This window comes from Streptomyces sp. NPDC057302 (assembly GCF_042667685.1).
In the GTDB taxonomy this organism is placed as follows: domain Bacteria; phylum Actinomycetota; class Actinomycetes; order Streptomycetales; family Streptomycetaceae; genus Streptomyces.
On record NZ_JBHUZJ010000107.1, the window covers coordinates 1 to 25674 of the forward strand.

The window sequence follows — 25674 nt, forward strand, 5'->3', positions numbered from 1 at the left end:
GGCGCACCCTTTCGCGGGGTGCGCCCCATCGGCGTACGTATCTGGCGGCGGGGGCCGCCGGTTCACCAGGCTGCCTGCCTGGCCTTGCCCTCGGCGGGCAACAGGACCCAGAGCGCGATGTAGAGCAGGAGCTGGGGGCCGGGAAGAAGGCACGAGGCCACGAAGATCACGCGCATCGTGGTCGCCGATGTGCCGAAGCGCTTGGCGAGGGCGGCACAGACTCCGCCGATCATCCGGCCGTTGGTGGGGCGGGCAAGGGCGGTCATGGTGGCTCCTTCGTGAACCGTCGGTATGAGCTCCGGGGGCGTTTCCCCGATGACTCAAAGCTACGTTCACGAAGCGGACGAAGCGTCGCTCCAAGGTGCGATACCGACCCTGGGAATCGTCGGGGTCGAACCCTGAGACGTGTCCTCCCGCAGAAGGGCGGTGTCTCCGTCCGTACGGCGACGGAGCCTGGCCCTGACCGCGGGCACCACACAGAGATGCGCGAGGGCCACGCCCACCGTGTTCAGGAGCAGCGAGTCGATGTCGACGACCTGCCCCGGGACCCCGGTCTGCAGCAGTTCGATGCCGAGCGAGATCAGCGCGGCCGCCGCGACCGTACGCACCAGCGAACCCAGCGGCGAGACGTGGACCCGCCCCCCGGCCAGCGGAAGCAGCACGCCGAGCGGGGCCAGGAGCAGCAGGCTGCCGCCTATCTGCCGGGCCGCCTGGACAGGTCCGAGTGCCAGATCCGCCTTGATGCCGGCGAACGGCTGGAGATTCGCCGCACTGACCCAGGGCACGTCCAGTGGACGCAGCGTGAACCATCCGACGAGCAGAAGGTGCGCGACGAGGAGGAATCCCCCTGTCGCACGGAAGTGGATGGCGGCCCCGTGGCCGCCCGAGCCTTGACGCACGCCCCCCAAGACGCGCCTAACGGCAGGATCGGTTCCGCGCATCTCATCCCGGTACGCGGCACTGTCCTGATCGCACAGGGTGACTGTCCTGTTCGGCTGCCCCGCCAGGGCCTGCTACTTCAGCGTCTCCGTGGGCGGGGCCACCGTCCCGGGGCGCTGGCGCACCGCCTGGGTGCATTCGTAGCGGCGCAGGGGATCGTCGCCGGGGCCGCCCATGATCACCTCGCGGTCGTCGCCCGCCGCCGCGCTGTCCGCGAACGTACAGACGATCTGCGCAAGGGCGAACGCCGAAAGGTCCTCCGGGGACGTACTGAACCGCAGCGCGTCCTCGGGATCCCCCTTCTGGGGGCCGCTGACGACCGTGCCGCCGCGTACGTCCGTCGCGAAGCCCGCCTGCTTCTCCGGGGCCGACGGGGAGCGCGCGAGCTCGTCCAGGAGCGCCTGGGCGATCCGGACCCGGTCGGTCGCGTCCTTCTCGGTGGGGATGCGCACCGACCGGTCGACGGTCACCAGCTGCGCCGCGCACACCAGGAAGACCTGCACCGGAACGCCGCTGGTGGACTGCGAAGCGATGCTCGACCCGGTCATCACGCACGGCACCCGGGAGGGACCGGGACCGAAGTCCGTCGGCACCTCCGTCGAGCGGATCCCGCAGCCGGCGAGCGTCACGGTGAGGGCGGTGGTCAGGAGAGCGGCCCGCAGCCGTCGGCGGTTCATCGTTCGTCTCCCTCGACGACGGCGCTGTCGCCGTCCGTGCAGTGCGCCGCGTTGTCGTCGGGGTCGTCGGGGTCGTCGGGGTCGTCGGGAAGGAGCCCCGACGGATCGCGCGGCAGCCACAGCGTGAACACCGCGCCGCCCTTCGGCGAGTTCGCCGCGGTGATCTCACCGCCGTGGATGTGTGCGTTCTCCAGCGCGATGGAGAGCCCGAGACCGCTGCCCTCCGACCGCGGCCGTGACGCGCTCGCCTTGTAGAACCGGTCGAAGACGTGCGGCAGTACGTCCTCGGGGATGCCGGGGCCTCCGTCACGCACAGCGATCATGAGCTTCTCGCCCGCGAGCCGCACCGAGACCTCCACCGGCGAACCACCGTGCTTGAGCGCGTTGCCGATCAGGTTCGCCAGGATGACGTCCAGGCGCCGCGGGTCGAGCCGCACCGTGATGCCGCGCTCCGCGTCGAGCTCGACCGCGTCGAGCCAGGCACGGGCGTCGATGCAGGCCGTGATCTGGTCGGCGATGTCGACGGCGTCCAGGACGAGCCTGGCCGTGCCCGCGTCGAAGCGGGTGACCTCCATCAGGTTCTCCACCAGGTCGTTCAGCCTGCGGGTCTCGCTGACCACCAGACGTACGGCGGGCTCGATCATCGGGTCGACGGAACCGGTCTCCGCGTCGAGCTCCTCCTCCAGGACCTCGGTCACCGCGGTGATCGCGGTCAGCGGCGTACGCAGTTCGTGCGACATGTCGGCGACGAAGCGCCGCGACGCCTCGTCGCGGGCGCTCATGTCGTCGACCTTCTTCTCCAGGCTCTCCGCGGTCCGGTTGAACGTCCGTGACAGATCGGCCAGTTCATCCGTGCCCGACACCCGAAGGCGCGTGTCCAGCTTGCCCTCGCCGAGCCGCCGCGCGGCGACGCCGAGCCGGTGCACCGGTTTGAGCACGGTGGTCGCCGCGGCCTGCGCGAGCAGCGCGGAACCGATGAGCGCCAGCCCGGTGGCGATCGCGAGCGACCAGCCGAGCGAACTCAGGTCCTTCGCCTCCGGCTCCAGGGACTTGAGCATGTAACCCGTCGGCCCGCCGCCGATGACCTTGGCGCCGCCCACGAGATACGGGGTGCCGCCGTCGACGGTCCGCTGCCAGTACAGGTGGTAGGGGCTCTTGTTGCTGGAGGTGAGCGGCTGTTCCTTGTTCACCGTCTTGCGCAGCGACTTGGGCACGTCGGCGAGCGTGAAGGCGTCCAGATCGGAGTAGCCGACGATCGTGTCGCCGTCGGAGTTCTCGCCGATCAGGAGCACGCTGTAGCGCTGGCTGCTGTTGGCCATCGTCCCGGCGGCCTGCTGCAGCTCGTCCTGGGTCGGATTGGGCGGCAGCGCGCCGGCGCGCGTCTGCATCTCCTGCTGGAAGTCCTTCAGGGCCGCGTCCTGCGCCCGGGTCAGGACCGCCTCGCGGTTCAGCCAGTACGCGATTCCCGAAGCCGTCACGGCGGCCGTGAGCGCCACCAAGCCGAACACCACGACCAGCCTGAGCCGCAGGCTGGTGAAGCGCAGTCCCGCCATTATCGCCTTGCGCGCCGCGGCCCAGCCACGGAGCTTGTCCTGCGGTTTGGTCACTGAGGAGTGTCCAGCCGGTAGCCGACGCCGCGCACCGTACGGATCAGGGTCGGCGAGGACGGCACGTCCTCGACCTTCGCGCGAAGGCGCTGCACGCACGCGTCGACGAGCCGGGAGTCGCCGAGATAGTCGTGCTCCCACACCAGCCGCAGCAACTGCTGGCGCGACAGCGCCTGTCCCGGCCTGCGGCTCAGCTCCAGGAGCAGCCGCAGCTCGGTCGGCGTGAGCTGGAGATCCTCGCCGTTCTTCGTGACGGTCATGGCGGCCCGGTCGATGACGAGCGAACCGAACGACGCCGCGTCGTTGGCCTCGCGCTCACCTCGCCGGAGCACCGCGCGGATACGGGCGTCGAGCACCCTCCCCTGCACGGGTTTCACCACATAGTCGTCGGCACCGGACTCGAGCCCGACGACCACGTCGATGTCATCGCTGCGCGCGGTCAGCAGGATGATCGGCAACTGGTCGGTGCGCCGGATGCGACGGCACACCTCGAACCCGTCGATGCCCGGCAGCATCACATCCAGCACGATCAGGTCCGGCCGCTGCTCACTGAGCAGCTTCAGGCCGTCCTCGCCGGTGGCAGCAGTAGCCACCCGATGCCCTTGGCGGGTGAGCGAAAGCTCAAGGGCCGTACGGATGGCGTCGTCGTCCTCGATCAGCAACAGGGAAGGCACGGAGGTCATTCTGTCCCATGGTGAGGCCACAGTTCGACTGTTGGAGTGCTCCCACACGTTCCCCCTACAGATGGAAGGCCTGTTGCACGCCTGTGACAGTCGGCGGACACCGTCATGAAGTGGGTCGGGCAGAGTTCTGGTCACACGGAAAAAGCCGGACTCCACCGACGGGGGGCGCGAGATGAACACACTGCACAGCACCAGCTCAAGCGCAGTAATCACGCGTCTCCACGACGTGATCCGGCCTGCCGAGAGGCACGAGAAGTCCGGTGCCGTGAGCGGGCGGGGGTGCGCTCGCGGCACCGGGCGTCAGCACACCGGGTACATGACGGTGGTTGACGCGTTCAGGCGGGAAACCCACGGATCCGACGGGGGAACCGACGGGGGGGCTCACGGGGGAGCCGCGTACAGGGAGGACACGGGGGAACGCACATCGGTGTCGGAGGCGGAGTTCACCGCCTACGTCCAGGAGCGTCGTGCCTCCCTGTACGCAACCGCCTATCACCTGACCGGTGACCGCTTCGAGGCCGAGGACCTGCTCCAGAGCGCCCTCTTCTCGACGTACCGGGCCTGGGACAGGATCAGCGACAAGGCCGCGGTCGGCGGGTACCTCCGCCGCACCATGACCAACCTGCACATCAGCGCCTGGCGGCGCCGCAAGCTCAACGAATACCCGACCGAGGAGCTGCCGGAGACGGCGGGCGACACGGACGCGATGCGTGGCACCGAACTCCGCGCGGTTCTCTGGCAGGCTCTGGCCCGCCTTCCCGAACTGCAGCGGACGATGCTGGTCCTGCGCTACTACGAGGGCCGCACGGACCCCGAGATCGCGGACATCCTCGACATCAGCGTGGGCACGGTGAAGTCCAGCATCTGGCGCTCCCTGCGCCGGATGCGCGAGGACGAGGTCCTCAGCTTCGGCCGTGACCAGGAAGAGTCCTTCGGCGAGTTGGTCGCCTAGGGATCACGGGGGCCGCCGCTCCCGGGGGGAGGCGGCGGTGCAGGGGGGAACGGGGATCACGGGGGAAACAAGTGGCGGGACCGGAAGGCCGGGGGGTCTTTCCGGTCCTTCTGCTTTTCCCCTGCTTTCCCGGCTGAGTGACCGGCCGGGAGTTAACCGGCCGGGAGTTAAGCGGCCGGGAGTTAACCGGCCCGGAGTTACGCGGCGTCGGCGCGCGCCTTGACGCACCGTCCCGCGGCAGCGGCGGCGACCCGTCCCAGGGCCTCGTCCTTCCCGCAGGGATGCGCGCCGAGCGCGGTCTGCCGGGCCACGATGGCGCGTTCGGCGCGCATCAGGCGCCAGCCGCGCCGCAGCAGGAACGCCACGGACTTGCGTCCCTCGCGCAGATCCCGCAGCAGTCGCCGCCGGTAGGTCGTCGACGGCCGGCCACGCAGACAGATCGCGTCGGCGAGCACGCCGATCTCCCTGCACCGGTCCACGATGTCCGCCGCGAAGATTCCCTCCGCGATGAAGAGGGGGGTGCGCTCGATGTCCATCGAGGACTCGCCCGTACGCGAACTGGTGGAGATGTCGTAGAGGGGAACGCTCGTACGTCCCGTGCGGCACAGCCGCTCGATGGCCGCGACGGCGACGTCCGCGTCCCAGGAGGCGGGTGAGTCCCAGTCGATGTCCGCGCTGCCGGGGACCTGCGGCAGCGTCGGGTCGTCACCCTCCTTGTAGAAGTCGTCGAGGCACAGGACGGGCAGCCCGGAGCGGGCGGCGAACGACGACTTGCCTGAACCCGAGGGGCCGGCGAGCAGCACGACTCGGGTGGGTATCGGGAGATGGGAACTCACGAGAGAACAGTGTGCGGCATTGAGCCGCCCAGGCGACCCGAAGGGTAGGGCTTTGGTACCCGCATCCCACCTCAACTACGCTACGTGGGCATCTGATTACTCAAGAGGATATGGGCGGTACCCATGGCACGGCACGCAAGCTCCAAGCACCTCTCCCGCGCCCTGCTGCGCGCGGGTCTGACGGTCACCGTCGCGGGCACGGCGCTCGGCATCGGCGGCGCGGCGACGGCGAGCGCCGCACCGGCCCCCGCGCCCCCGGCGTCCGACAACCTCTCGGCGGGCGCCGCGGGGATGCTTCGGGCGGTGCAGGAGTCCGCCGGGGGCGGTCTTGGGCCCATCAAGGACCTGAAGCTCAACCCGCTCGCGGGCACCGGGTCCGACCCGCTGGACAACGCGGTCGGCACCAAGATCGCCGACTTCAAGCCGGTCTCGACGGCGCCCCTGACGGCCCCGCTGGCCAGTGGTGGATCGCTGGGCGAGCTGCCGCTGGTGGGTCCGGCCACGGGCCTGCTTCCCGGCTAGTCCCTGACGCGGGGGCACCCCTGTCAGCCCTTCCGCAGGGGGACTTCCCGCACCAGCCACGCCACCGCGAACGCCAGCGCGCCCAGGAGCGCGGCGCCGAGGACCACGCCGTGCATGCCGCTGGTGACCGCGGCGCCCACCGCTTCCCGTACCTGGTCCGGCATCTCATGGACCGCCTCGGGCGTCCACGCGGTGCCGCCGTCCGGCATGCCGCCCGACGTGAGACGGCTCGCGTAGACGGCGCCCATGACGGCGATGCCCAGTGAGCCGCCGATCGTGCGCAGGAGAGTGGTGGTGCCGGTGGCGGCGCCCATGTCGCGCGGCTCCGCGCTGTTGATGGTGATGAGCAGGGTGCTCTGCATCAGCAGGCCGAGGCCCGCGCCGAGCACGAACGTGAGGGCGGACGTCACGGCGGTGGGGGTGTTCGCGCCGACCGCCAGGAGCGAGAGGCCGCCGACGGAGATCGCCGCCCCGCCGATGACGGTGTAGGCGCGGTAGCCGCCGCCGTTGGACGTGATCCGGCCGAGCAGGAGCTGCGCCCCGAACATGCCCGCCATCAGCGGGAGCAGCAGCATGCCGCTCGCCGTCGAGGAGGCGCCGCGCGCGAACTGCATGTACTGCGGCAGGTAGGCGGACGCCCCGAGCATCGCCGCTCCCACCAGGAAGGTCAGGACCTGGGCGAGCGTGAAGTTGCGGTCGGCGAAGAGCCGGGGCGGGATGATCGGTTCGGCGGCCCGCCGCTCCACCCGGGCGAACCAGAGCAGGGAGCCGACGCCGATCACGCCGAGCCCGAGGATCTGCGGCGACGACCAGGCGTACGTCGTCCCGCCCCAACTGCCGAGCAGCGTCAGGGCGAGGATGCCCGTGGAGAGCAGGGCGGCGCCCGCGAAGTCGATGCGGGCCGAGACGCGCTCGGTGGGCAGATGCAGGCGCAGGCCGATGACGAGCAGGGCGAGCCCGCCGATGGGCACGTTGACGTAGAAGACCCAGCGCCAGTCCAGCTGGTCGGTGAGGAAACCGCCGAGCAGCGGTCCGCCGACCAGCGCCACGGGCATCATCGCGCCGACCATCGACTGCGAGCGGCCCGCCTGTGACGGCGGCAGCATGACGCCGATGATCGAGATGGCGCCGACCATCAGGCCGCCCGCGCCGAGGCCCTGCACGGCGCGGAAGGCGATGAGCTGTCCCATGTCCTGGGCGAGCCCGGAGAGGACCGAGCCCGCGAGGAACACCGCTATGGACCAGATGAAACTGCCCTTGCGTCCGTACAGATCGCCGAGCTTTCCCCAGATGGGGGTGGAGATCGACGCGGTGAGCAGATAGGCCGTCACCACCCAGGAGAGGTGGTCGAGGCCGCCGAGGTCACCGACGATCGTGGGCAGGGCGGTGCCCACGATCGTGCCGTCGAGCAGTCCGAGCATCAGGCCGAGGAGCAGCCCGAACAGGACGAGCTTCGACGGCCCGCTCTCGTCGGTGGGTGCCCCGTCGGCGGGTGGTGGTCCGGCGTTCGCCGGGCCTGGCGTGCTGGTCGTTTCCGTGGTCCGGCTCATGGTCGGTTCCCCCCTGTTCCCCGCGGTGTGAAGTGGCGTCGCGTCAGGCGGCGTACGGCGCCTGTGACTTGGCGTCCCGCAGGGCGTGCGCCCACCAGGCCAGCTGGTCGAGCAGGGCCTTGGCCGCCGTGTCGACCGCGGGGTCGTCGGCGGCGCCGTCCTCGCCGAACCGGCCGAAGGCGTTGTGGAAGCTGACCGTGTTGCGGATCGTCATGGCGTTCAACTCGGCCATGACCAGGCGCAGTTGTTCCACCGCGCGCAGGCCGCCGGAGAGACCGCCGTAGGAGACGAAGCCGATCGGCTTCCCGTGCCACTCCGTGTTGTGCCAGTCGACGGCGTTCTTCAGGGACGCCGGGAAGCTGTGGTTGTACTCCGGCGCGACGAAGAGGAACGCGTCGGCAGCCGCGAGACGCGGCGAGACCAGGGCGAGCGCCTCCTCGGTGCCGGGCGCGGGGGGCTGGCCGAAGGCGGGGAGGGCGGTGGGCAGCGGGGTCTCGGCGAGGTCGACGACGTCGGTGGTCATGTCGTCGCGCTGGTCGAGATGTGCGGTCAGCCATCGGGTGACGACCGGTGCGAACCGTCCCTCGCGGGTGCTGGCGACGACGACGGCGACGCGGAGAGGACTGCTGGTTCGGCTGCTGCTGGACATGGGAACCCCCTGGGAACACCTGGATGTGTACGACGTATCGAGCTGCGTACAACGTACACGGGCAATGTGTACAGCGTCTACTGGGGGATACGCTGTACGCTCACATCCCGATGATTCGAGAGGGGCCCGGCTGTGGCTGGCCAGAAGAAGGACGGCAAGGCGGCGCCGGACAAGTCGCTCTGGGAGCGTCTTGAGCAGCCGGCGGCCGCGCCCCGGGCATCGCTGTCCCTGGAGCGGATCGGCGCCGTTGCGGTGCAGGTCGCCGACGCGGAGGGCCTCGCCGCGGTCACCATGCGACGGCTCGCCACCGAGCTGGGGGTCGCGCCCATGGCGGCGTACCGGCATGTCTCGGGCAAGGACGACCTGTGGGCCCTGATGGCCGAGCGGGTGGCGGCCGAGCACCGGATCCCCGAGGAGCTGACCCAGTGGCGTGAGGTGCTGCACGCCTTCGCCCTGCTGACCCGGGAGATGATGCTGCGCCACCCCTGGGTGGGTCAGCTGCCCACGGCTCTGTTCGTGCTCACCCCGGGCCGGATGGCCATCGCCGAGCGGCAGTTGGCGGCGCTGGACGGCCTCGGACTCGACGAGGACACGATGATGGTGGCCTTCCGCACGGTCAGCGCCTACGCGCACGGCGCGGCCTCGTCCGAGGTGGCCCTGCGGGAGTGGACGCAGGCGGAGGGCTGGTCGTCGGGGACCGAGACCCGGATGGGCCTCGCGCCGCAGATGACGTACCTCATGGAGACCGGCCGCTACCCCACCTACCGCCGCTACGGTCTGCGGTCGCAGCGCAAGGACGACGCCACCTGGATGTTCGGGATGGGCCTCGACTGCGTCCTGGACGGGATCGCGGCCCGGCTCGGCATCTGAGCCGGACGGCACGGGCCGGCACGGGCCGGAAAGGACGAAGCCCCGGCCCTCCTGGACGGAGGAGGGCCGGGGCTTCGTCGTGCGGTGGCTCAGTACGAGGAGCCGGACGCGCCGAGCGAACCCGTGGGGTGCCAGACCGTCTTGGTCTCCAGGAAGGCCGTCAGGCGGTGCGTGCCGGGATCCGCCGACCAGTCCACAGGCTGTGGACGGACGACGCGCTTGAGATTGTCCGCCGCCGCGATCTCCAGCTCCTTCGCCAGTACGTCGTCCTCGACGCCCGCGAGGTCGATCGCGTTCACGTCCTGGTGCGCGGCGAGCGACGGGGTGATCTCCGCCGTGCGGCCGGACAGGATGTTCACGACGCCGCCGGGCAGGTCCGAGGTGGCGAGCACCTCGCCGAGGGAGAGCGCGGGGAGCGGGGAGTCCTCGCTGGCGATCACCACGGCCGTGTTGCCCGTCGCGATCACCGGGGCGATGACGGAGACCAGGCCGAGGAACGACGACTTCTGCGGGGCGACGACCGTCACCACGCCCGTCGGCTCCGGCGAGGAGAGGTTGAAGAACGGGCCCGCGACAGGGTTTCCGCCGCCCACGATCTGGGCGATCTTGTCGGTCCACCCCGCGTACCAGACCCAGCGGTCGATCGCCGCGTCCACGACCACGGCGGCCTTGGACTTGGACAGGCCCTCCGCCTCGGCGACCTCGCGGACGAACTGGTCCTTGCGGCCCTCCAGCATCTCCGCGACGCGGTAGAGGATCTGGCCGCGCAGATAGGCCGTCTTGCCCGCCCAACTGCCCTGCGCCTTGCGGGCGGCCACGACGGCGTCACGCGCGTCCTTGCGGGACGACAGCGGGGCGTTGGCCAGCCACTTGTCCTTCGAGTCCGTCACCTCGTACACCCGGCCGCTCTCGGAACGCGGGAACTTCCCGCCCACGTACAGCTTGTAGGTCTTGAAGACACTCAAACGCTCAGACATCGAGGTAAGCCTCCAGGCCGTGGCGGCCGCCCTCGCGGCCGTAACCCGATTCCTTGTAGCCGCCGAAGGGCGAGGTCGGGTCGAACTTGTTGAACGTGTTGGCCCAGATGACGCCCGCGCGCAGGCGGTCGGCGACCGCGAGGATGCGGGAGCCCTTCTCCGTCCAGATGCCGGCGGAGAGGCCGTACTGCGTGTTGTTGGCCTTGGCGACGGCCTCTTCCGGCGTACGGAACGTGAGCACCGAGAGGACCGGGCCGAAGATCTCGTCGCGGGCCACGGTGTGCGCCTGCGTGACGTTCGTGAAGAGCGTCGGCGCGAACCAGTAGCCGGAGGACGGCAGTTCGCACGGGGCGGACCAGCGCTCGGCGCCCTCCGCCTCGCCCGTCTCGGTGAGCGCGGTGATGCGGGCGAGCTGCTCGGCGGAGTTGATCGCGCCGATGTCCGTGTTCTTGTCGAGCGGGTCGCCCAGCCGCAGGGTGGTCAGGCGTCGCTTCAGGGCGTCGAGCACCTCGTCCTGGACCGACTCCTGTACGAGGAGGCGCGATCCGGCGCAGCAGACCTGGCCCTGGTTGAAGAAGATGCCGGTGACGATGCCCTCGACGGCCTGGTCGATGGGGGCGTCGTCGAAGACGATGTTCGCGCCCTTGCCGCCCAGTTCGAGCGTGACCTTCTTGTCCGTGCCCGCGACCTGGCGGGCGATCGCCTTGCCGACGGCGGTCGAACCGGTGAAGGCGACCTTGTTCACGTCCGGGTGGGCGGTGAGGGCCGCGCCCGCGTCGCCGTACCCGGGAAGGATGTTGACGACGCCCTTGGGCAGGCCCGCCTGGCGGCAGATGTCCGCGAAGAACAGGGCGCTCAGGGGAGTGGTCTCGGCGGGCTTCAGGACGACCGTGTTGCCCGTGGCGAGCGCCGGGGCGATCTTCCAGGCCAGCATCAGGAGCGGGAAGTTCCAGGGGATGACCTGGCCCGCGACGCCCAGCGGCCTCGGGTCGGCGCCGTAGCCCGCGTGGTCGAGCTTGTCGGCCCAGCCCGCGTAGTAGAAGAAGTGCGCGGCGACCAGGGGGAGGTCGGCGTCGCGCGTCTCCTTGATGGGCTTTCCGTTGTCGAGGGTCTCCAGGACGGCCAGTTCGCGGCTGCGCTCCTGGATGATCCGGGCGATCCGGAAGAGGTACTTGGCGCGCTCGGCGCCCGGCAGCGCCGACCACTTCTCGAAGGCCCTGCGGGCTGCCTTCACCGCGCGGTCGACGTCCTCGGAGGAGGCCTGCGCGACCTCGGAGAGGACCTCTTCGGTGGAGGGCGAGACGGTCTTGAAGACCTTGCCGTCCGCCGCCTCCACGAACTCGCCGTCGATGAACAGGCCGTACGACGGCGCGATGTCCACGACGGAGCGGGACTCGGGCGCCGGTGCGTACTCGAAGGGGGAAGTCATCTTGGTCAGTCCACCGTCACATAGTCGGGGCCGGAGTAGCGGCCCGTGGCCAGCTTCTGGCGCTGCATCAGCAGGTCGTTGAGGAGCGATGAGGCACCGAAGCGGAACCAGTGGTTGTCCAGCCAGTCCGCGCCCGCCGTCTCGTTCACCAGGACGAGGAACTTGATCGCGTCCTTGGAGGTGCGGATGCCGCCCGCGGGCTTCACCCCGATCTGTACCCCGGTCTGCTCGCGGAAGTCGCGTACGGCTTCCAGCATCAGGAGGGTGTTCGCGGGCGTCGCGTTGACGCCGACCTTGCCGGTGGACGTCTTGATGAAGTCCGCGCCCGCGAGCATGCCGATCCAGGAGGCACGGCGGATGTTGTCGTACGTCGACAGCTCGCCGGTCTCGAAGATGACCTTGAGCCTGGCCTCGCCGGAGGCTTCCTTCACGGCGCGGATCTGCTCGAACACCGTCATGTAGTCACCCGCGAGGAAGGCGCCGCGGTCGATGACCATGTCGATCTCGTCGGCACCCGCCGCGACGGCCTCGCGCACGTCGCCGAGCTTCACGTCGATGGCGGCGCGGCCCGCGGGGAAGGCGGTCGCGACGGAGGCGACCTTGACGCCGCTGTCGCCGACGGTCTCCTTGGCGGTGGCCACCATGTCCGGATAGACGCAGACCGCGGCGGTCATCGGGGTGCCGCGGTCGGTCGGATCCGGGTGCACGGCCTTCGCGCCGAGTGCCCGGACCTTGCCCGGGGTGTCGGCGCCCTCCAGCGTCGTCAGGTCGATCATGGAGATGGCGAGGTCGATGGCGTACGCCTTCGCCGTGCTCTTGATCGAACGGGTGCCGAGCGCCGCGGCGCGCGCCTCGAGGCCGACCGTGTCGACGCCGGGCAGCCCGTGGAGGAAGCGGCGCAGGGTGCGGTCCGACGCTGTGGCTTCGCTCAGCGCGTGCGCGTGCGCGTGTGCAATGGGGGTACCACCCTGCTCGAGCGGAGTCGAGAGCTTGGGGGAGGGTGCAGTGGGCATGGTCACGAGGGGAGCATATCTACGCGCGTAGCGGCTGTACAGGGGGCGGGTTGTAACCGAGGCGGCGCGGCCTCGGAGGACCGGCGGGGCTTCCGCGCGCGGCCTCAGGCAGAATCAGGGGTATGACCGACCCCCAGCCTCCCGTGGCGGAGCCCGAGTACCCCGAGTACAAGGACCGGACCTTCCGGTCGTCCGGCGGTATCGCCGGAGGCGTCCTGCTGCTCGCCCTCGGCGGCTGGCTCGGCATCGACGCGATGATCCGGGGCGAGGGCCGCACCCCGTGGCTCGCGCTCGCCGGGCTGCTCCTGGCGGTGCCGCTCGTCGTCGCCTTCACCGTGCGCCCCGCCGTGTACGCCAACGACGACCGGCTCCGCATCCGCAACCCCTTCCGGACGATCACGCTGCCGTGGGCGTCCGTGTCGGGGCTGCGCTCCGGGTACTCGAACGAGGTCTTCACCCAGTCCGGCACCAAGTACCAGCTCTGGGCCATCCCGGTCTCCCTGCGCGGCCGCAAGAAGGCCTCCAGGAGGAAGGCGCAGGGAGTGGCCGCCGGTGATCCGACCCCCGCGACCGTGCGGCGGCCCGGTGAGCCGGAGAACCTCCGCGCGGCAGGCGACCAGATCATGGACGACCTGCGCGACCTCTCCGAGTCCCGCGCCGACGCGAAGTCCGCGCAGGGCGAGCCCGCGGTGCGCTGGGGCTACGAGATCCTCGCGCCGGTGGTGGCCGGTGCGGTGCTGCTCGCGGTGGTGCTCGCCGTCGCCTAGGAGCGACGCCCAGGAGCGACGCCTAGGAGCGACGCCCAGGAGTGCTTCTGCCCTCCGCGCCTCTCTACGGAGCTACGGAGGGCCCATCCACGCCAGCAGCATGTGGCCCCCGAAGGCCGCCGACGTCATGGCCGCGACCACCATCACCGTCACGGCGGCATGCGTCCGTGCGCGGGCCAGCGCCGTCGCGAGCGGCAGCAGCAGGGGGAAGCCGGGCAGCAGGAAGCGGGCCCGGGGGAAGTAGACCCCCTTGCTGCCGAGGACGATCAGGAGCAGCAGGCCCGTGAAGACCAGCAGCGGCAGCGGCTGGCGGTCGCCCGCCGACAGGACGAAGAGCGCCACCGAGGCGAGCAGCGTCCCCGTCACCATCACCAGGAACAGCTGCGGCCGCTGGACCGCGAGCAGGTCGTACATGGCCCGCAGCGTCCCCACCCCGCCGTCCCACTCGTTGTGCCACAGCTTCTGTACGGCGAAGTAGCCGTCCCAGCGGCCGAGTCGCAGCCCCACCCAGCCGACGTACGAGAGCCAGCCGAGCGGGGCGAGCAGGGCGCCCAGAAGGATGCGCGGGGGGAAGCGGGACTCCCCCTCCGGCGCTTCCCCCAGACGCACGCGCCGGTACCGGCGGAGCAGGGTGAGCAGCGCCGTCAGGGAGACCGCGGCGGCGAGCGCGACACCCGTGGGGCGGGTCAGGCCCGCGAGCGCGGCCAGCGTGCCCGCCCAGATCCAGCGGCCGGTCAGCACGGCGTACAGCGCCCACGCGGTGAGCGCGGTGAAGAGCGACTCCGTGTAGCCCATCCACTGCACGAGCGCGACGGGCAGCGAGCCCCAGAGCGCGGCGAGCAGGACGCCGGTCCTGCGCCCGTGCAGCCGGTCGCCCACCGCGAAGATCCCCCACGCGGCGAGGAACGAGCAGGCGACGGCGATCGCGAGCCCCACGGCCCCGCGCGGCTCCGGGGCGATCACGCTGCCTGCCCTGATGAGCAGGGGATGCAGGGGGAAGAAGGCGAGGTTGTTCGCGTCGATCCGGGTGCCGAGGGTGTGCGCGTACCCCGTGTCGGCGATCTTCAGATACCAGTCGATGTCCCACGACTCCGCCAGGAGGTGCCAGACGTCCCGGTTCTCCTTGCGCGCCCAGAGGGCGAAGACCAGGAGTCCCAGGAGGCGTACGGCGGCGTACGCGAGGAGTGCGGGCGATGCGTGCCGCAGGGCGCGGGCGGCGCGTGCGGGGCGGCCGGGGGAGGGGCTCGGCTCGGCGCGGGGGCGGCGGGAGGGGGAGACGATCCGGGGTACGGCGGCGGTGGTCCGGGCGGTCGAGGCCCCGGTCGCAAGCTCGGTCGAGGTCTCTGGGGTGGGTCCGTACGGCACTGCGGCAGCTCCCGGAACGTGATCGTGCGCTGCCGGTCACCCTTCCTGGGGGACCGGCAGCGCACCGGATCGCTGCGGCAGCTGCGCCGCCGGAACCACTCGGACGGGTGGCGGCCCCGCGGCCACCCGCCGCGAAGGCCCGCCGTGCGCCCGCTAGATGCCCGCGGCCGCGGACAGGTCGAGCTTGATCGCCCCGAGGAGGTCCGTCGCCGTGACGCGGGCGGCGGGCAGATCGGACGTGGACGCCACCGGAATCACCACCTCCAGGTAGCACTTCAGCTTCGGCTCCGTGCCGCTCGGGCGCACGATGACGCGGGCCCCGTCGAGCGTGTAGCGCAGGCCGTCCGTGGGCGGCAGCGTCTCCGTGCCCTGCGTCAGGTCCTCGGCCTTCGTCACGGGCAGCCCCGCGAGGGCCGTCGGCGGCTGCTCGCGCAGGCGGCGCATCGCGTCCGCGATCAGGGAGAGGTCCTGTACGCGGACCGACAGCTGGTCGGTGGCGTGCAGGCCGTGCTCCACGGCCAGGTCGTCCAGGAGGTCGAGCAGCGTGCGGCCCTCCTCCTTGAGCTCGGAAGCAAGCTCCGTGAGCAGCAGCGCCGCCGTGATGCCGTCCTTGTCGCGTACGCCTTCGGGGTCGACGCAGTAGCCGAGGGCCTCTTCGTAGCCGTAGCGCAGGCCGTCCACGCGGGCGATCCACTTGAAGCCGGTGAGGGTCTCCTCGTAGGGAAGGCCCGCCTTCTCGGCGATCCGGCCCAGGAGCGAGGAGGACACGATCGACTCGGCGAACGTGCCGCGGGCGCCTCGGCGTACGAGGTGGGCCGCGAGGAGGGCGCCGACCTCGTCGCCCCGGAGCATCCGCCAGTCCGCGCCGTCAGGGCCGTCGGGGCCGGTCTTCACCGCCGCGGCGCAGCGGTCCGCGTCCGGGTCGTTGGCGATGATCAGGTCCGGGTCCACCTCGCGGGCCTTCGCGAAGGAGAGGTCCATCGCGCCCGGCTCCTCCGGGTTGGGGAAGGCGACCGTGGGGAAGTCCGGGTCGGGCTCCGCCTGCTCGGCGACGAGCTCGGGGGCGGGGAACCCGGCGCGGGCGAACGCCGCCAGGAGGGTCTCCTTGCCGACGCCGTGCATCGCCGTGTAGACGGTGCGGGCCGTGCGGGGGGAGCCGGGGGCCAGGACGGCGTCCGTGCGGGCCAGGTAGGCGTCTCGGACGTCGTCCGCGAGGGTTTCCCAGCCGCTCTCCGGACGGGGTACGTCGTGGAGCGAGGCGATCGCGTCGATCTGCGCGGCGATCTCCGCGTCCGCGGGCGGCACGATCTGCGAGCCGTCGCCCAGGTAGACCTTGTAGCCGTTGTCGCGCGGCGGGTTGTGGCTCGCCGTCACCTCGACGCCCGCGACCGCCCCCAGGTGCCTTATGGCGAAGGCGAGTACGGGGGTGGGCAGGGGGCGGGGGAGCACCGCGGCGTCGAGGCCGGCGCCGGTCATGACGGCTGCCGTGTCGCGCGCGAAGTCCTCCGACTTGTGGCGGGCGTCGTAGCCGATCACCACGGGGCCGTCGGTCTGGCCCTTTGCCTTGAGGTACGCGGCGAGGCCCGCGGCGGCGCGGATGACCACGGAGCGGTTCATGCGCATGGGGCCCGCGCCGAGTTCGCCGCGCAGGCCCGCGGTGCCGAACTGGAGGGTGCCGGCGAAGCGGGCGGCCAGCTCTTCGGTGTCCCCGCCGTCGATGAGCTTGGCGAGCTCGTCGCGGGTGTCGGGGTCCGGGTCCTCGGCCAGCCAGGCCTGGGCCCGCGCGATGAGTTCAGAGTCGTCAAGCACGTGACGTCAGCCTCTCGTATGCGGAGTTCTGTTGCGGCCCTCCACCCGGGGGGTGCGGGCCTGCGGGTCATTCCTGCCCCGACGGGGCTTGCCGGTCCCGTGCCGGGTGCGGTGCGGTCCGGCTCGGCGGGGAACCTGTCCCGCCGCTTCGCGACGGATATCTCCCGCCCACCCACCCATTACCCCGGGGCAATCGGGTGGGTGGGCGGGAAAGCCTGTGAGCCAGCGACAGCCACAGGCCACCAAGCCACAGCGCGGAGCCCCCACGCCAGACAGCGCCCCCACCAGGCAGGTCGCCCCCCGCCAGACAGGGCCCCGACCAGGCAGGTCGCCCCCCGCCAGGCAGGGCACCAGACCAGCCAAGGCGTCCCCGCCAGGCAAAGCTCCCCACCAGGCAGGGCACCCGACCAGGCAGGGCACCCGACCAGGCAGGGCACCCGACCAGGCAAAGCTCCCCGCCAGGCAAGGCGCCCCCGCCAGCCAAGGCGCCCCCGCCAGGAAAAATCAGATGCGGCCCAGGACCTGGCCCAGCAGCTCCCCCATGCGGGTAGCACTGTCGCGGCCCGCCTGGAGGACCTCTTCGTGGTTCAGGGGCTCGCCCGTCATGCCCGCGGCGAGGTTCGTGACCAGGGAGATGCCGAGCACCTCCGCGCCCGCCTCGCGCGCGGCGATCGCTTCGAGGACCGTCGACATGCCCACCAGGTCCGCACCGAGCGTGCGGGCCATGCGGACCTCGGCCGGAGTCTCGTAGTGCGGGCCGGGGAACTGCGCGTAGACGCCCTCCTCCAGGGAGGGGTCGATCTCCTTGCAGAGGCTGCGCAGCCGCGGGGAGTACAGGTCCGTGAGGTCCACGAAGTTCGCGCCGACGATCGGCGACGTGGCCGTCAGGTTGAGGTGATCGCTGATCAGGACCGGCTGACCGGGGCGCATGCCGTCGCGCAGCCCGCCGCAGCCGTTCGTCAGCACGATCGTCTTGCAGCCCGCGGCCACCGCGGTACGCACGCCGTGCGACACGGCGGCGACGCCACGGCCCTCGTAGTAGTGGGTGCGGCCCAGGAAGACGAGGGCGCGCTTGTCACCGACCTGGAAGGAGCGGATGCGGCCCCCGTGGCCCTCCACCGCCGGCGGCGGGAAGCCGGGCAGTTCGGTGACGGCGAACTCGGCGTCGGGCACGCCGAGCGCGTCGACGGCCGGCGCCCAGCCGGAGCCCATCACAAGGGCTACGTCGTGGGTCTCGGCGCCCGTCAGCTCACGCAGGCGCGCGGCGGCGGCGTCGGCGGCGGCGTAGGGGTCGCCCTGGATGTCGTCCGGAATAACTGAAGCGTTCACGCGGATGAGAGTAGCCGCTCGCGCCCTACGCGCGTAGATGACGATGCTCACGGGATTCGGATCGTTGTCTTGTCGTTTCCGACGAGAGGCTCCGGAAGGCCCAAAGAGGCCCGCAGGGGATACGGAAGCAGCAGACCCGGCAGGCCTAGCAGGGCCGCTTGCGCAGCTCCATCACATAGTCGTGGGGCGCCCCCGCGGTCTCCGCCGCGTCGGCCAGCTCCCCCAGATAGCGCGCCGACGGCAGGCCGCCCTCGTATCCGTTCAGGACGTACACCCAGGTGGGTTCCTCGCCGTCCAGCGTGTGCACGCGCACGCGCATCCGGCGGTAGATGTCGAGCCCCACGCCCTCCCACCGGTCCAGGGAGTCCTCGTCCATGGGGGCGACGTCGTACAGCGTGACGAAGACCTGGGAACGCGGCGCCTCGACGATGGTGGCGAGCGCGCCCTCCCACCCCATGTGCTCCCCGCCGAAGGTCAGCCGCCAGCCGTTCAGCCAGCCGGTCTGGCGCAGCGGCGAGTGCGGGGCGCGGCGTGACATGAGCCGCGGATCCAGATTGCCGGCGTACGCGGCGTAGAGCGACATGTGGTCGAGGGTACGGCAGGTGACGCGTGCGTCCCTCCGGTAACGGAAGTGCCCTTCTTGGAGGGAGAACGGCCCGGATGGAGCCCCCGGGGGCGAAGCACCTTGAAGCGTGCGGGACAATGGAGTACGTGACTCGGATCGTGATCATTGGCGGCGGACCCGGCGGATACGAGGCGGCACTCGTTGCCGCCCAGCTCGGCGCGGAGGTGACCGTCGTCGACTGCGACGGTCTGGGCGGGGCGTCGGTGCTCACCGACTGCGTCCCGTCCAAGACTCTGATCGCCACGGCCGAGGTGATGACCAGCTTCGACTCTTCTTATGAAGAGCTCGGCATCATCGTCGCGGACGACACCCCGCACATCGACACGCCCGCGCGCGTCGTCGGCGTCGACCTCGGCAAGGTCAACCGCCGTGTGAAGCGCCTCGCGCTCGCGCAGTCCCACGACATCACCGCATCCGTCACGCGTGCGGGCGCCCGCGTGCTGCGCGGCCGTGGCCGTCTGGAGGGCCAGCAGGACACGGACGGCTCGCGCAAGGTCGTCGTGCGCGCGGCCGACGGGAGCGAGGAGACCCTCGTCGCCGACGCCGTCCTCATCGCCACCGGCGGACACCCCCGCGAGGTCCCCGACGCGCTGCCCGACGGCGAGCGGATCCTCAACTGGACGCAGGTGTACGACCTGGACGAGCTCCCCGAGGAGCTCATCGTGGTCGGCTCCGGTGTCACCGGTGCCGAGTTCGCCGGCGCCTATCAGGCGCTCGGGTCGAACGTCACGCTCGTATCGAGCCGTGATCGCGTGCTGCCAGGCGAGGACCCGGACGCCGCCGCCGTCCTGGAGGACGTCTTCAGGCGCCGCGGCATGAACGTCATGTCGCGCTCCCGTGCCGCGTCCGCCAAGCGCGTGGGCGACCGCGTGGAGGTCACGCTCGACGACGGCCGCGTCATCAGCGGTACGCACTGTCTGATGGCCGTGGGTGCCATCCCGAACAGCAGCGGCATGGGTCTCGAAGAGGCCGGGGTGAAGCTGAAGGACTCCGGGCACATCTGGACCGACAAGGTCTCGCGCACCTCGGCGCCCGGTGTGTACGCCGCCGGTGACGTGACCGGGATCTTCGCGCTCGCCTCCGTGGCCGCGATGCAGGGCCGCATCGCGATGTACCACTTCCTGGGTGACGCGGTGCAGCCGCTGAACCTGAAGACCGTGTCGTCGAACGTCTTCACCGACCCGGAGATCGCGACCGTCGGCTACAGCCAGTCCGACGTCGACGGCGGCAAGATCGACGCCCGTGTCGTGAAGCTGCCCCTCCTGCGCAACCCGCGCGCGAAGATGCAGGGCATCCGCGACGGCTTCGTCAAGATCTTCTGCCGTCCCGGTACGGGCATCGTGGTGGGCGGTGTGGTCGTCGCGCCGCGCGCTTCGGAACTGATCCACCCCATCTCGATCGCGGTCGACAACAATCTGACGGTCGAGCAGATCGCGAATGCGTTCACCGTGTATCCATCCCTTTCGGGCTCGATCGCCGAGGTCGCTCGTCAACTTCACACGCGCAAGACGGCGGGCGAAGCCTGATCGCGGACTGATCGTCTGCTGAACGCCGATGGGGCGGGGACTGATCGGGTTCGTACGGGGTATCAACTCTGCGCAGGTCACGGGCTGTTGTCGCCCATTCGCCCGGCATAGGCGGGGCGACTAGGCGCGTATACCACTTCCCACCCAACCGTGCGAACAACTTCTGTAATTCGGCGCAAACTGCTGAAAGCAGACGGTCGTTGGGGTTACTGTCAGTTTCGTGTTCGCTGCAGAACGTCGCCAATTGATCCTCGAAATGGTGCGGGCCAACGGAGCGGTATCGCTCCGGGAGCTCGCCCGCGTCGTCCAGACCTCCGAAGTGACCGTACGGCGGGACGTGCGCGCGCTGGAGGCAGAAGGACTCCTCGACCGCAGACATGGCGGTGCGGTATTGCCGGGCGGATTCACGCGGGAGTCCGGCTTTCCGCAGAAATCACATCTCGCGACCGCCGAGAAGACGGCTATCGCCGATCTCGCGGCGGGACTCGTCGAAGAAGGCGAAGCCATCGTCGTCGGGGCGGGTACGACCACGCAGGAGCTGGCCCGACGGCTCGCGCGGGTACCCGGTCTGACCGTCGTCACCAACTCCCTGTTGGTGGCACAGGCCCTGGCCCATGCCAACCGCGTCGAGGTCGTCATGACCGGCGGCACCCTGCGCGGTTCCAACTACGCCCTCGTGGGCAGCGGGGCCGAACAGTCCCTGCAAGGCCTCCGGGTGTCGCGCGCCTTCCTCTCGGGCAGTGGTCTGACCGCCGAACGCGGGCTCTCCACGTCCAACATGCTCTCGGCGAGCGTGGACCGTGCGCTCGTCCAGGCGGCCGCCGAGGTCGTGGTCCTCGCGGACCACACCAAGCTCGGCACCGACACGATGTTCCAGACGGTGCCGACGGACCTCATCACCCGCCTGGTCACGGACGAACCGCCCACGCACGACGACCGCGCCGCCACCGAGCTGCAAGCTCTTGCCGATCAAGGCGTGCAGATCGCGGTAGCGGGCGGAACGGCGAGCAACAACTCCGGACCAGGGGTGGATTCCGTCCCGGCGCGGCCATCGCGCCGGGACGTGCCACTGCCGGGACAGCGCCGTAACCACGGTGGTCCCGGAGCCCAGTTGCGCAGTGCGGTGCTCGGGGAGCAGCAGCCCGGGGAGCGGGCCGCGCGCGTGGCGGATCTACGCCGCCGCTGAACCGGCCGCCCGGCGGGGCTCGTCCGGTGCCGACCCTTCGGGCTGCAGGCCGCGCAGGGTCAGCATCAGGAGGCGGTCCGCCAACTCGGGCTCGTCCGGGGTCTCTTCGGCGGCCAGCGCGATCGCGTTGGTCAGCTGCATCAGATCGCCGATCGAGACACCGGGGCGTACGGCGCCTGCCTGCTGGGCCCGCAACAGCAGGGCCGTGCCCGCCTCGCGCATCGGCCTGCTGCACCGGGAGAGTGCCGAACTGTCGTCGTGCGACGCCGACATGAGGGCGCGGGAGAGCCCGCGGTACTCACCCGCATGAGTGATGATGGCGCGCAGCCAGGTCACCAGGGCCGAGCAGGGCTGCGGATCTTCGAGGAGCGCGCGGGAGCGGTCCAGGAGATCACTCACGGCCTCTTCGAAGACGGCGCTCATCAGGGCGTGGCGGTTGGGGAAGTGGCGGTAGAGGGTGCCGATGCCTACGTTCGCGTGGCGGGCGATGTCCTCCAGCGAGGCATCCGTGCCGTGTTCCGCGAAGGCGGTGCGGGCCTCTGCGAGGAGCCGGTCGTAGTTGCGGCGCGCATCCGCTCTCTTCGAGCGGGGGCGCTCTTGCGGCTCCAGTGCCATGCCGGGCCTCCCTGAACGTGCGTGCTTCAAGTCTGCCCGAAGCGTCGGCCCCGTCTGTCACCGGCTCCGCCGAGTTCGTCCTCAATCGCCGGACGGGCTGAAACCCGGCCGGCCGGGCTGGATGTTCCAGCCCGGCCAGCTTATGAGCAATGCTCCGGGGTCAGTCCTTGATCTCGCAGATCACCGCGCCGGAGGTCAGGCTCGCGCCCACCTCCGCCGTCAGGCCCTTGATCGTGCCCGAGCGGTGTGCGTTCAGGGGCTGTTCCATCTTCATGGCCTCGAGGACGACGACCAGGTCGCCCTCCTGGACCTCCTGGCCCTCCTCGACAGCGATCTTGACGATCGTGCCCTGCATGGGGGAGGCCAGGGTGTCACCGGAAGCCGCCGGGCCCGACTTCTTCGCCGCGCGCCGCTTGGGACGGGCGCCGCCCGCTGCGGCGGTGCGGGCGATGGTCATGCCCAGCGAGGAGGGAAGCGAGACCTCCAGGCGCTTGCCGCCCACCTCGACGACCACCGTCTCGCGGCCCGGCTCCTCGTCCGTCTCGGTGTCGACCGCCGCGGCGAACGCGGGGATCTCGTTGACGAACTCGGTCTCGATCCACCGGGTGTGGATCGTGAACGGGTCGGCAGAGCCGGTCAGTTCGGGAGCGAAGGCCGGGTCCTTGACGACCGCGCGGTGGAACGGGATGGCCGTGGCCATGCCCTCCACCGTGAACTCCTCAAGGGCGCGCCCGGCCCGCTGAAGGGCCTGCTCGCGCGTCGCACCGGTCACGATCAGCTTGGCGAGGAGCGAGTCCCACGCCGGGCCGATCACGGAGCCGGACTCCACGCCCGCGTCCAGGCGCACGCCCGGACCCGACGGCGGGGCGAAGGCGGTCACGGTGCCCGGCGCGGGCAGGAAGCCGCGGCCCGGGTCCTCGCCGTTGATGCGGAACTCGAAGGAGTGCCCCCGCATCTCGGGGTCGCCGTAACCCAGTTCCTCGCCGTCCGCGATGCGGAACATCTCGCGGACCAGGTCGAGGCCGGTGATCTCTTCGGTGACCGGGTGCTCCACCTGCAGACGGGTGTTGACCTCCAGGAAGGAGATCGTTCCGTCGGTGCCGACGAGGAACTCGACGGTACCGGCGCCCACATAGCCGGCCTCCTTGAGGATGGCCTTCGACGCCGCGTACAGCTCGGCGTTCTGGGCCTCGCTCAGGAACGGCGCGGGCGCCTCCTCCACCAGCTTCTGGTGGCGGCGCTGCAGCGAGCAGTCACGGGTCGACACGACGACCACGTTGCCGTGCTGGTCGGCCAGGCACTGGGTCTCCACGTGCCGGGGCTTGTCCAGATAGCGCTCGACGAAGCACTCGCCACGGCCGAAGGCCGCGACTGCCTCGCGGACCGCGGAGTCGTACAGCTCGGGGACCTCTTCGAGGTTCCGGGCCACCTTGAGACCGCGCCCGCCGCCACCGAAGGCGGCCTTGATCGCGATCGGCAGGCCGTGTTCCTCCGCGAAGGCCACGACCTCGTCGGAACCGCTCACGGGGTCCGGCGTACCGGCCACGAGCGGGGCACCCGCGCGCTGCGCGATGTGCCGGGCGGCGACCTTGTCGCCGAGGTCACGGATGGCTTGCGGCGGCGGGCCGATCCAGATCAGGCCCGCGTCCAGAACGGCTTGCGCGAAGTCGGCGTTCTCCGAAAGGAAGCCGTAGCCGGGATGGATCGCGTCCGCCCCTGCGTCCTTGGCCGCTGCCAGCACCTTGGAAATGTCCAAGTAGCTGGTGGCCGGAGTGTCACCGCCCAGCGCGAACGCCTCATCTGCCGCGCGGACATGCAGAGCATCCCGGTCAGGATCTGCGTAGACGGCTACGCTCGCGATCCCTGCGTCCCGGCATGCCCGAGCAACGCGGACAGCGATTTCGCCACGGTTGGCGATGAGCACCTTGCGCACGATGGCTCCCTCCTTGAAACAAGCCGAGTTTAGGGACTGCCGACACGACCTTTCGACCCGTCCCCAATGGTGAGCTTGCCCACACGGAGCGTGATCCGGGGCCTGCCCGTCCGCGAAATCCCTTGTCGCACCACGGTACGCAGGGTCCCTTCGAGGGAGACTAACGCGCCGGTGTGGTCAAGGTCTCTGTGAGAGCGTGCTGCGCCGGAGGGTCATTCTTTGTGGAGTCCCTACGAATGGCCCAATGATTCTTTGCCTTCGGCAGAGCTCTTGTCCCCCGGTTTACCCGTTAGTAGCGTTCGCGATGCAGAAGAAGACCTTCGGCCCGCAGGGCCCCGTTGAGGGGTGGTGGTCGGGCGACGGGTGGGCGTACTAGCGGTAACAGCGAAAGAGGTGGGCGCCGTGGCGCGTAGACCGGTGGCCTGGGTGGGCGCGATCGTGCTCCTGGCGGAAGCGGTGGGCATCGCGTTGCTCAACTGGTTCCTGGGACTCGTCGTGAACAAGCAGGACATGTCGCTCGCCGGGCTCGACCCGCACGCGATGTCCGTGTCGACGTGGATCGCGGGCGGCCTCTTCGGTCTCTACCTCGCGCTGTGCGCCGTCGTCATGGCGCGCGCGGCGATACGCGACCGCGCGCCGGGCCGCTTCGGCCGGCTGCTCCTGATCAGCGCCGCCGTGGTGCACGGGCTTCTCGGGGCGTTCTCGGTCGGCCTGGTGGGCTGGCCCGCCTTCGTCTTCATGATGGTCGTGCTCGGCCTGATCGTCCTGACGCTCGTCGCGTACGACAAGAAGGCGGTGGAGGCCGCCGACGCGCCCCGGGGGAGCAACGGGGCAGCGGGCGCAGGGCCGGCGGAGAACGGCGCTCCACAGCCCGCCTGAGCCCTCCTGAGCGCTCCTGGGGCGCGTCTCGGCCTTACGGGGCGGGCTGGTCCGCCCACAACTCCGTGATGCCGACGCCCAATTCGGCGAGCAGGCGGCGCAGCAGCGGCAGCGAGAGACCGATGACGTTGCCGTGGTCGCCCTCGATCGAGTCGACGAAGGGCGCCGAGCGGCCGTCCAGCGTGAACGCGCCCGCCACGTGCAGGGGTTCGCCGCTGGCCACGTACGCGGCGATCTCCTCGTCCGACGGCTCGCCGAAGCGCACGACGGTCGAGGCGAGCGCCGAGACGTGGCGCCCGGCCGCGGTGTCGTACACGCAGTGGCCGGTCTGCAGGATGCCCGCGCGACCGCGCATGGACTTCCAGCGGGCGGTGGCCTCCTCGGCGTCGGCGGGCTTGCCGAGCGCCTGGCCGTCCAGCTCCAGGACGGAGTCGCAGCCGACGACCAGGGCGCCCTTGGCGTCGGGGCGCGCGGAGACGACCGACGCCTTGGCCTCGGCCAGGGCGAGCGCGAGCTCGGCGGGGGTCGGCGCGGAGATGGCGTCCTCGTCGACCCCGCTGACGATCACCTCGGGGGCGAGGCCGGCCTGGCGCAGGAGGCCGAGCCGGGCAGGGGACTTGGAGGCGAGCACGAGACGGCGCGGCTGATCACTCATACGGCCAGCGTAGCGAGCGTCAGTGCATGCCGAGGACGAACATCGCCACGACCATCGCCAGGGCGAGGACGAGTCCCGCACGGCGCATCTTGGCCTGCATGTCCCGCATGTCCTTGGGCGGGTTGTCCTCCGGATCCGACCACAGCATGAGACCGATACTGCGCGCGGCGACGCCGGGGCGCCTGAGTACGCGGACGGGCGCGCCCCCGCCCCGCCCCCCCCATGGTTGGGTGGGCCCGCCCCCGCCGGCCGGCGGGGCCGGGCCCGAGGGGGTGGGTGGT

Annotated in this window: 26 protein-coding genes; 7 read left to right on the forward strand and 19 right to left on the reverse strand. The window is 70.8% G+C overall.

Features of this window, described 5'->3' with window-relative positions:
* Window positions 1-62: 62 nt before the first annotated feature.
* The 5 genes from ACFUPX_RS40410 to afsQ1 all read right to left on the reverse strand — a co-directional run bounded on the left by ACFUPX_RS40410 (window position 63) and on the right by afsQ1 (window position 3897).
* Window positions 63-266, reverse strand: coding sequence for a PspC domain-containing protein (locus tag ACFUPX_RS40410; RefSeq protein WP_383334060.1), 204 nt, complete (start codon window positions 264-266; stop codon window positions 63-65).
* Between the two features lie 66 nt (window positions 267-332).
* Window positions 333-941: a VanZ family protein gene (locus ACFUPX_RS40415; protein WP_383334062.1), complete on the reverse strand. Its 609-nt coding sequence runs from the start codon at window positions 939-941 to the stop codon at window positions 333-335.
* Between the two features lie 72 nt (window positions 942-1013).
* Window positions 1014-1616 (reverse strand): hypothetical protein, encoded by a 603-nt coding sequence (locus ACFUPX_RS40420; RefSeq protein WP_383334064.1) that lies wholly within the window; start codon window positions 1614-1616, stop codon window positions 1014-1016.
* Entirely contained in the window at window positions 1613-3169 is a 1557-nt protein-coding gene (locus tag ACFUPX_RS40425) for an ATP-binding protein (RefSeq protein ID WP_383334105.1), read from the reverse strand. Before ACFUPX_RS40425 ends, ACFUPX_RS40420 begins: the two co-directional genes overlap by 4 nt.
* A gap of 50 nt (window positions 3170-3219) precedes the next feature.
* Complete coding sequence (gene afsQ1 / locus ACFUPX_RS40430) at window positions 3220-3897, reverse strand: two-component system response regulator AfsQ1 (RefSeq protein ID WP_383334066.1); 678 nt, start codon at window positions 3895-3897, stop codon at window positions 3220-3222.
* A 181-nt stretch (window positions 3898-4078) separates the two neighbouring features.
* Here afsQ1 and ACFUPX_RS40435 point away from each other — a divergent pair, with 181 nt between their 5' ends.
* Window positions 4079-4858 carry a SigE family RNA polymerase sigma factor gene (locus tag ACFUPX_RS40435; RefSeq protein WP_383334068.1) on the forward strand — a complete coding sequence of 260 codons (780 nt, stop codon included), beginning with the start codon at window positions 4079-4081 and terminating at the stop codon, window positions 4856-4858.
* Between the two features lie 197 nt (window positions 4859-5055).
* Here ACFUPX_RS40435 and ACFUPX_RS40440 read toward each other — a convergent pair whose 3' ends face one another.
* Entirely contained in the window at window positions 5056-5694 is a 639-nt protein-coding gene (locus ACFUPX_RS40440) for a uridine kinase (RefSeq protein ID WP_383334069.1), read from the reverse strand.
* Between the two features lie 123 nt (window positions 5695-5817).
* Here ACFUPX_RS40440 and ACFUPX_RS40445 point away from each other — a divergent pair, with 123 nt between their 5' ends.
* Window positions 5818-6216: a hypothetical protein gene (locus tag ACFUPX_RS40445; RefSeq protein WP_383334071.1), complete on the forward strand. Its 399-nt coding sequence runs from the start codon at window positions 5818-5820 to the stop codon at window positions 6214-6216.
* A 23-nt stretch (window positions 6217-6239) separates the two neighbouring features.
* Here the strand turns inward: ACFUPX_RS40445 and ACFUPX_RS40450 are convergent, their stop codons facing one another.
* Both ACFUPX_RS40450 and ACFUPX_RS40455 read right to left on the reverse strand, forming a co-directional pair.
* On the reverse strand, window positions 6240-7766 hold the full coding sequence (locus tag ACFUPX_RS40450) for an MDR family MFS transporter (RefSeq protein WP_383334073.1): 1527 nt from the start codon (window positions 7764-7766) through the stop codon (window positions 6240-6242).
* Between the two features lie 43 nt (window positions 7767-7809).
* Complete coding sequence (locus tag ACFUPX_RS40455; RefSeq protein ID WP_383334075.1) at window positions 7810-8415, reverse strand: NADPH-dependent FMN reductase; 606 nt, start codon at window positions 8413-8415, stop codon at window positions 7810-7812.
* A 132-nt stretch (window positions 8416-8547) separates the two neighbouring features.
* On the opposite strand from ACFUPX_RS40455, the gene ACFUPX_RS40460 reads away from it, so the two are divergent.
* Complete coding sequence (locus ACFUPX_RS40460) at window positions 8548-9285, forward strand: TetR/AcrR family transcriptional regulator (protein ID WP_383334077.1); 738 nt, start codon at window positions 8548-8550, stop codon at window positions 9283-9285.
* A gap of 89 nt (window positions 9286-9374) precedes the next feature.
* Here ACFUPX_RS40460 and ACFUPX_RS40465 read toward each other — a convergent pair whose 3' ends face one another.
* Genes ACFUPX_RS40465 through deoC form a run of 3 tightly spaced genes read right to left on the reverse strand, consistent with a single transcriptional unit; the run spans window position 9375 to window position 12704 of the window.
* Window positions 9375-10262 carry an aldehyde dehydrogenase family protein gene (locus ACFUPX_RS40465; RefSeq protein WP_383334079.1) on the reverse strand — a complete coding sequence of 296 codons (888 nt, stop codon included), beginning with the start codon at window positions 10260-10262 and terminating at the stop codon, window positions 9375-9377.
* Window positions 10255-11691 carry an aldehyde dehydrogenase family protein gene (locus tag ACFUPX_RS40470; protein ID WP_383334081.1) on the reverse strand — a complete coding sequence of 479 codons (1437 nt, stop codon included), beginning with the start codon at window positions 11689-11691 and terminating at the stop codon, window positions 10255-10257. The genes ACFUPX_RS40465 and ACFUPX_RS40470 overlap by 8 nt, the downstream gene beginning before the upstream one ends.
* Window positions 11692-11696: 5 nt before the next feature.
* Window positions 11697-12704, reverse strand: a complete 1008-nt coding sequence (gene deoC, locus ACFUPX_RS40475; RefSeq protein ID WP_383334107.1) for a deoxyribose-phosphate aldolase — start codon at window positions 12702-12704, stop codon at window positions 11697-11699.
* Window positions 12705-12826: 122 nt separating this feature from the next.
* On the opposite strand from deoC, the gene ACFUPX_RS40480 reads away from it, so the two are divergent.
* A complete protein-coding gene (locus ACFUPX_RS40480; RefSeq protein ID WP_383334083.1) occupies window positions 12827-13471 on the forward strand; it encodes a PH domain-containing protein in 645 nt (214 codons plus the stop codon).
* A gap of 72 nt (window positions 13472-13543) precedes the next feature.
* Here ACFUPX_RS40480 and ACFUPX_RS40485 read toward each other — a convergent pair whose 3' ends face one another.
* The 4 genes from ACFUPX_RS40485 to ACFUPX_RS40500 all read right to left on the reverse strand — a co-directional run bounded on the left by ACFUPX_RS40485 (window position 13544) and on the right by ACFUPX_RS40500 (window position 18557).
* Window positions 13544-14836 carry a hypothetical protein gene (locus ACFUPX_RS40485; RefSeq protein WP_383334085.1) on the reverse strand — a complete coding sequence of 431 codons (1293 nt, stop codon included), beginning with the start codon at window positions 14834-14836 and terminating at the stop codon, window positions 13544-13546.
* A 153-nt stretch (window positions 14837-14989) separates the two neighbouring features.
* Entirely contained in the window at window positions 14990-16645 is a 1656-nt protein-coding gene (locus ACFUPX_RS40490) for a phospho-sugar mutase (protein WP_383334087.1), read from the reverse strand.
* 504 nt (window positions 16646-17149) lie between these two features.
* Entirely contained in the window at window positions 17150-17974 is an 825-nt protein-coding gene (locus ACFUPX_RS40495; protein ID WP_383334089.1) for a purine-nucleoside phosphorylase, read from the reverse strand.
* 145 nt (window positions 17975-18119) lie between these two features.
* The gene (locus ACFUPX_RS40500; RefSeq protein ID WP_383334091.1) at window positions 18120-18557 is read right to left on the reverse strand and encodes a gamma-glutamylcyclotransferase; all 438 of its coding nucleotides are present in this window, start codon (window positions 18555-18557) and stop codon (window positions 18120-18122) included.
* Between the two features lie 119 nt (window positions 18558-18676).
* On the opposite strand from ACFUPX_RS40500, the gene ACFUPX_RS40505 reads away from it, so the two are divergent.
* Window positions 18677-20125 (forward strand): NAD(P)H-quinone dehydrogenase, encoded by a 1449-nt coding sequence (locus ACFUPX_RS40505; RefSeq protein WP_383334092.1) that lies wholly within the window; start codon window positions 18677-18679, stop codon window positions 20123-20125.
* 220 nt (window positions 20126-20345) lie between these two features.
* Complete coding sequence (locus ACFUPX_RS40510; RefSeq protein WP_383334094.1) at window positions 20346-21311, forward strand: DeoR/GlpR family DNA-binding transcription regulator; 966 nt, start codon at window positions 20346-20348, stop codon at window positions 21309-21311.
* On the opposite strand, the gene ACFUPX_RS40515 is transcribed toward ACFUPX_RS40510, so the two are convergent.
* Both ACFUPX_RS40515 and ACFUPX_RS40520 read right to left on the reverse strand, forming a co-directional pair.
* Window positions 21297-21926, reverse strand: coding sequence for a TetR/AcrR family transcriptional regulator (locus ACFUPX_RS40515; protein WP_383334096.1), 630 nt, complete (start codon window positions 21924-21926; stop codon window positions 21297-21299). The two genes, ACFUPX_RS40510 and ACFUPX_RS40515, sit on opposite strands and share 15 nt — an antisense overlap.
* Before the next feature lie 160 nt (window positions 21927-22086).
* Complete coding sequence (locus ACFUPX_RS40520; RefSeq protein WP_383334098.1) at window positions 22087-23859, reverse strand: acetyl/propionyl/methylcrotonyl-CoA carboxylase subunit alpha; 1773 nt, start codon at window positions 23857-23859, stop codon at window positions 22087-22089.
* 402 nt (window positions 23860-24261) lie between these two features.
* Here ACFUPX_RS40520 and ACFUPX_RS40525 point away from each other — a divergent pair, with 402 nt between their 5' ends.
* Window positions 24262-24738 (forward strand): hypothetical protein, encoded by a 477-nt coding sequence (locus ACFUPX_RS40525; RefSeq protein ID WP_383334100.1) that lies wholly within the window; start codon window positions 24262-24264, stop codon window positions 24736-24738.
* A 34-nt stretch (window positions 24739-24772) separates the two neighbouring features.
* On the opposite strand, the gene ACFUPX_RS40530 is transcribed toward ACFUPX_RS40525, so the two are convergent.
* Both ACFUPX_RS40530 and mmpB read right to left on the reverse strand, forming a co-directional pair.
* Window positions 24773-25393, reverse strand: a complete 621-nt coding sequence (locus ACFUPX_RS40530; RefSeq protein WP_383334102.1) for a nucleoside triphosphate pyrophosphatase — start codon at window positions 25391-25393, stop codon at window positions 24773-24775.
* A 19-nt stretch (window positions 25394-25412) separates the two neighbouring features.
* Window positions 25413-25541, reverse strand: coding sequence for a morphogenic membrane protein MmpB (gene mmpB / locus ACFUPX_RS40535; RefSeq protein ID WP_383334103.1), 129 nt, complete (start codon window positions 25539-25541; stop codon window positions 25413-25415).
* Window positions 25542-25674: the final 133 nt, after the last annotated feature.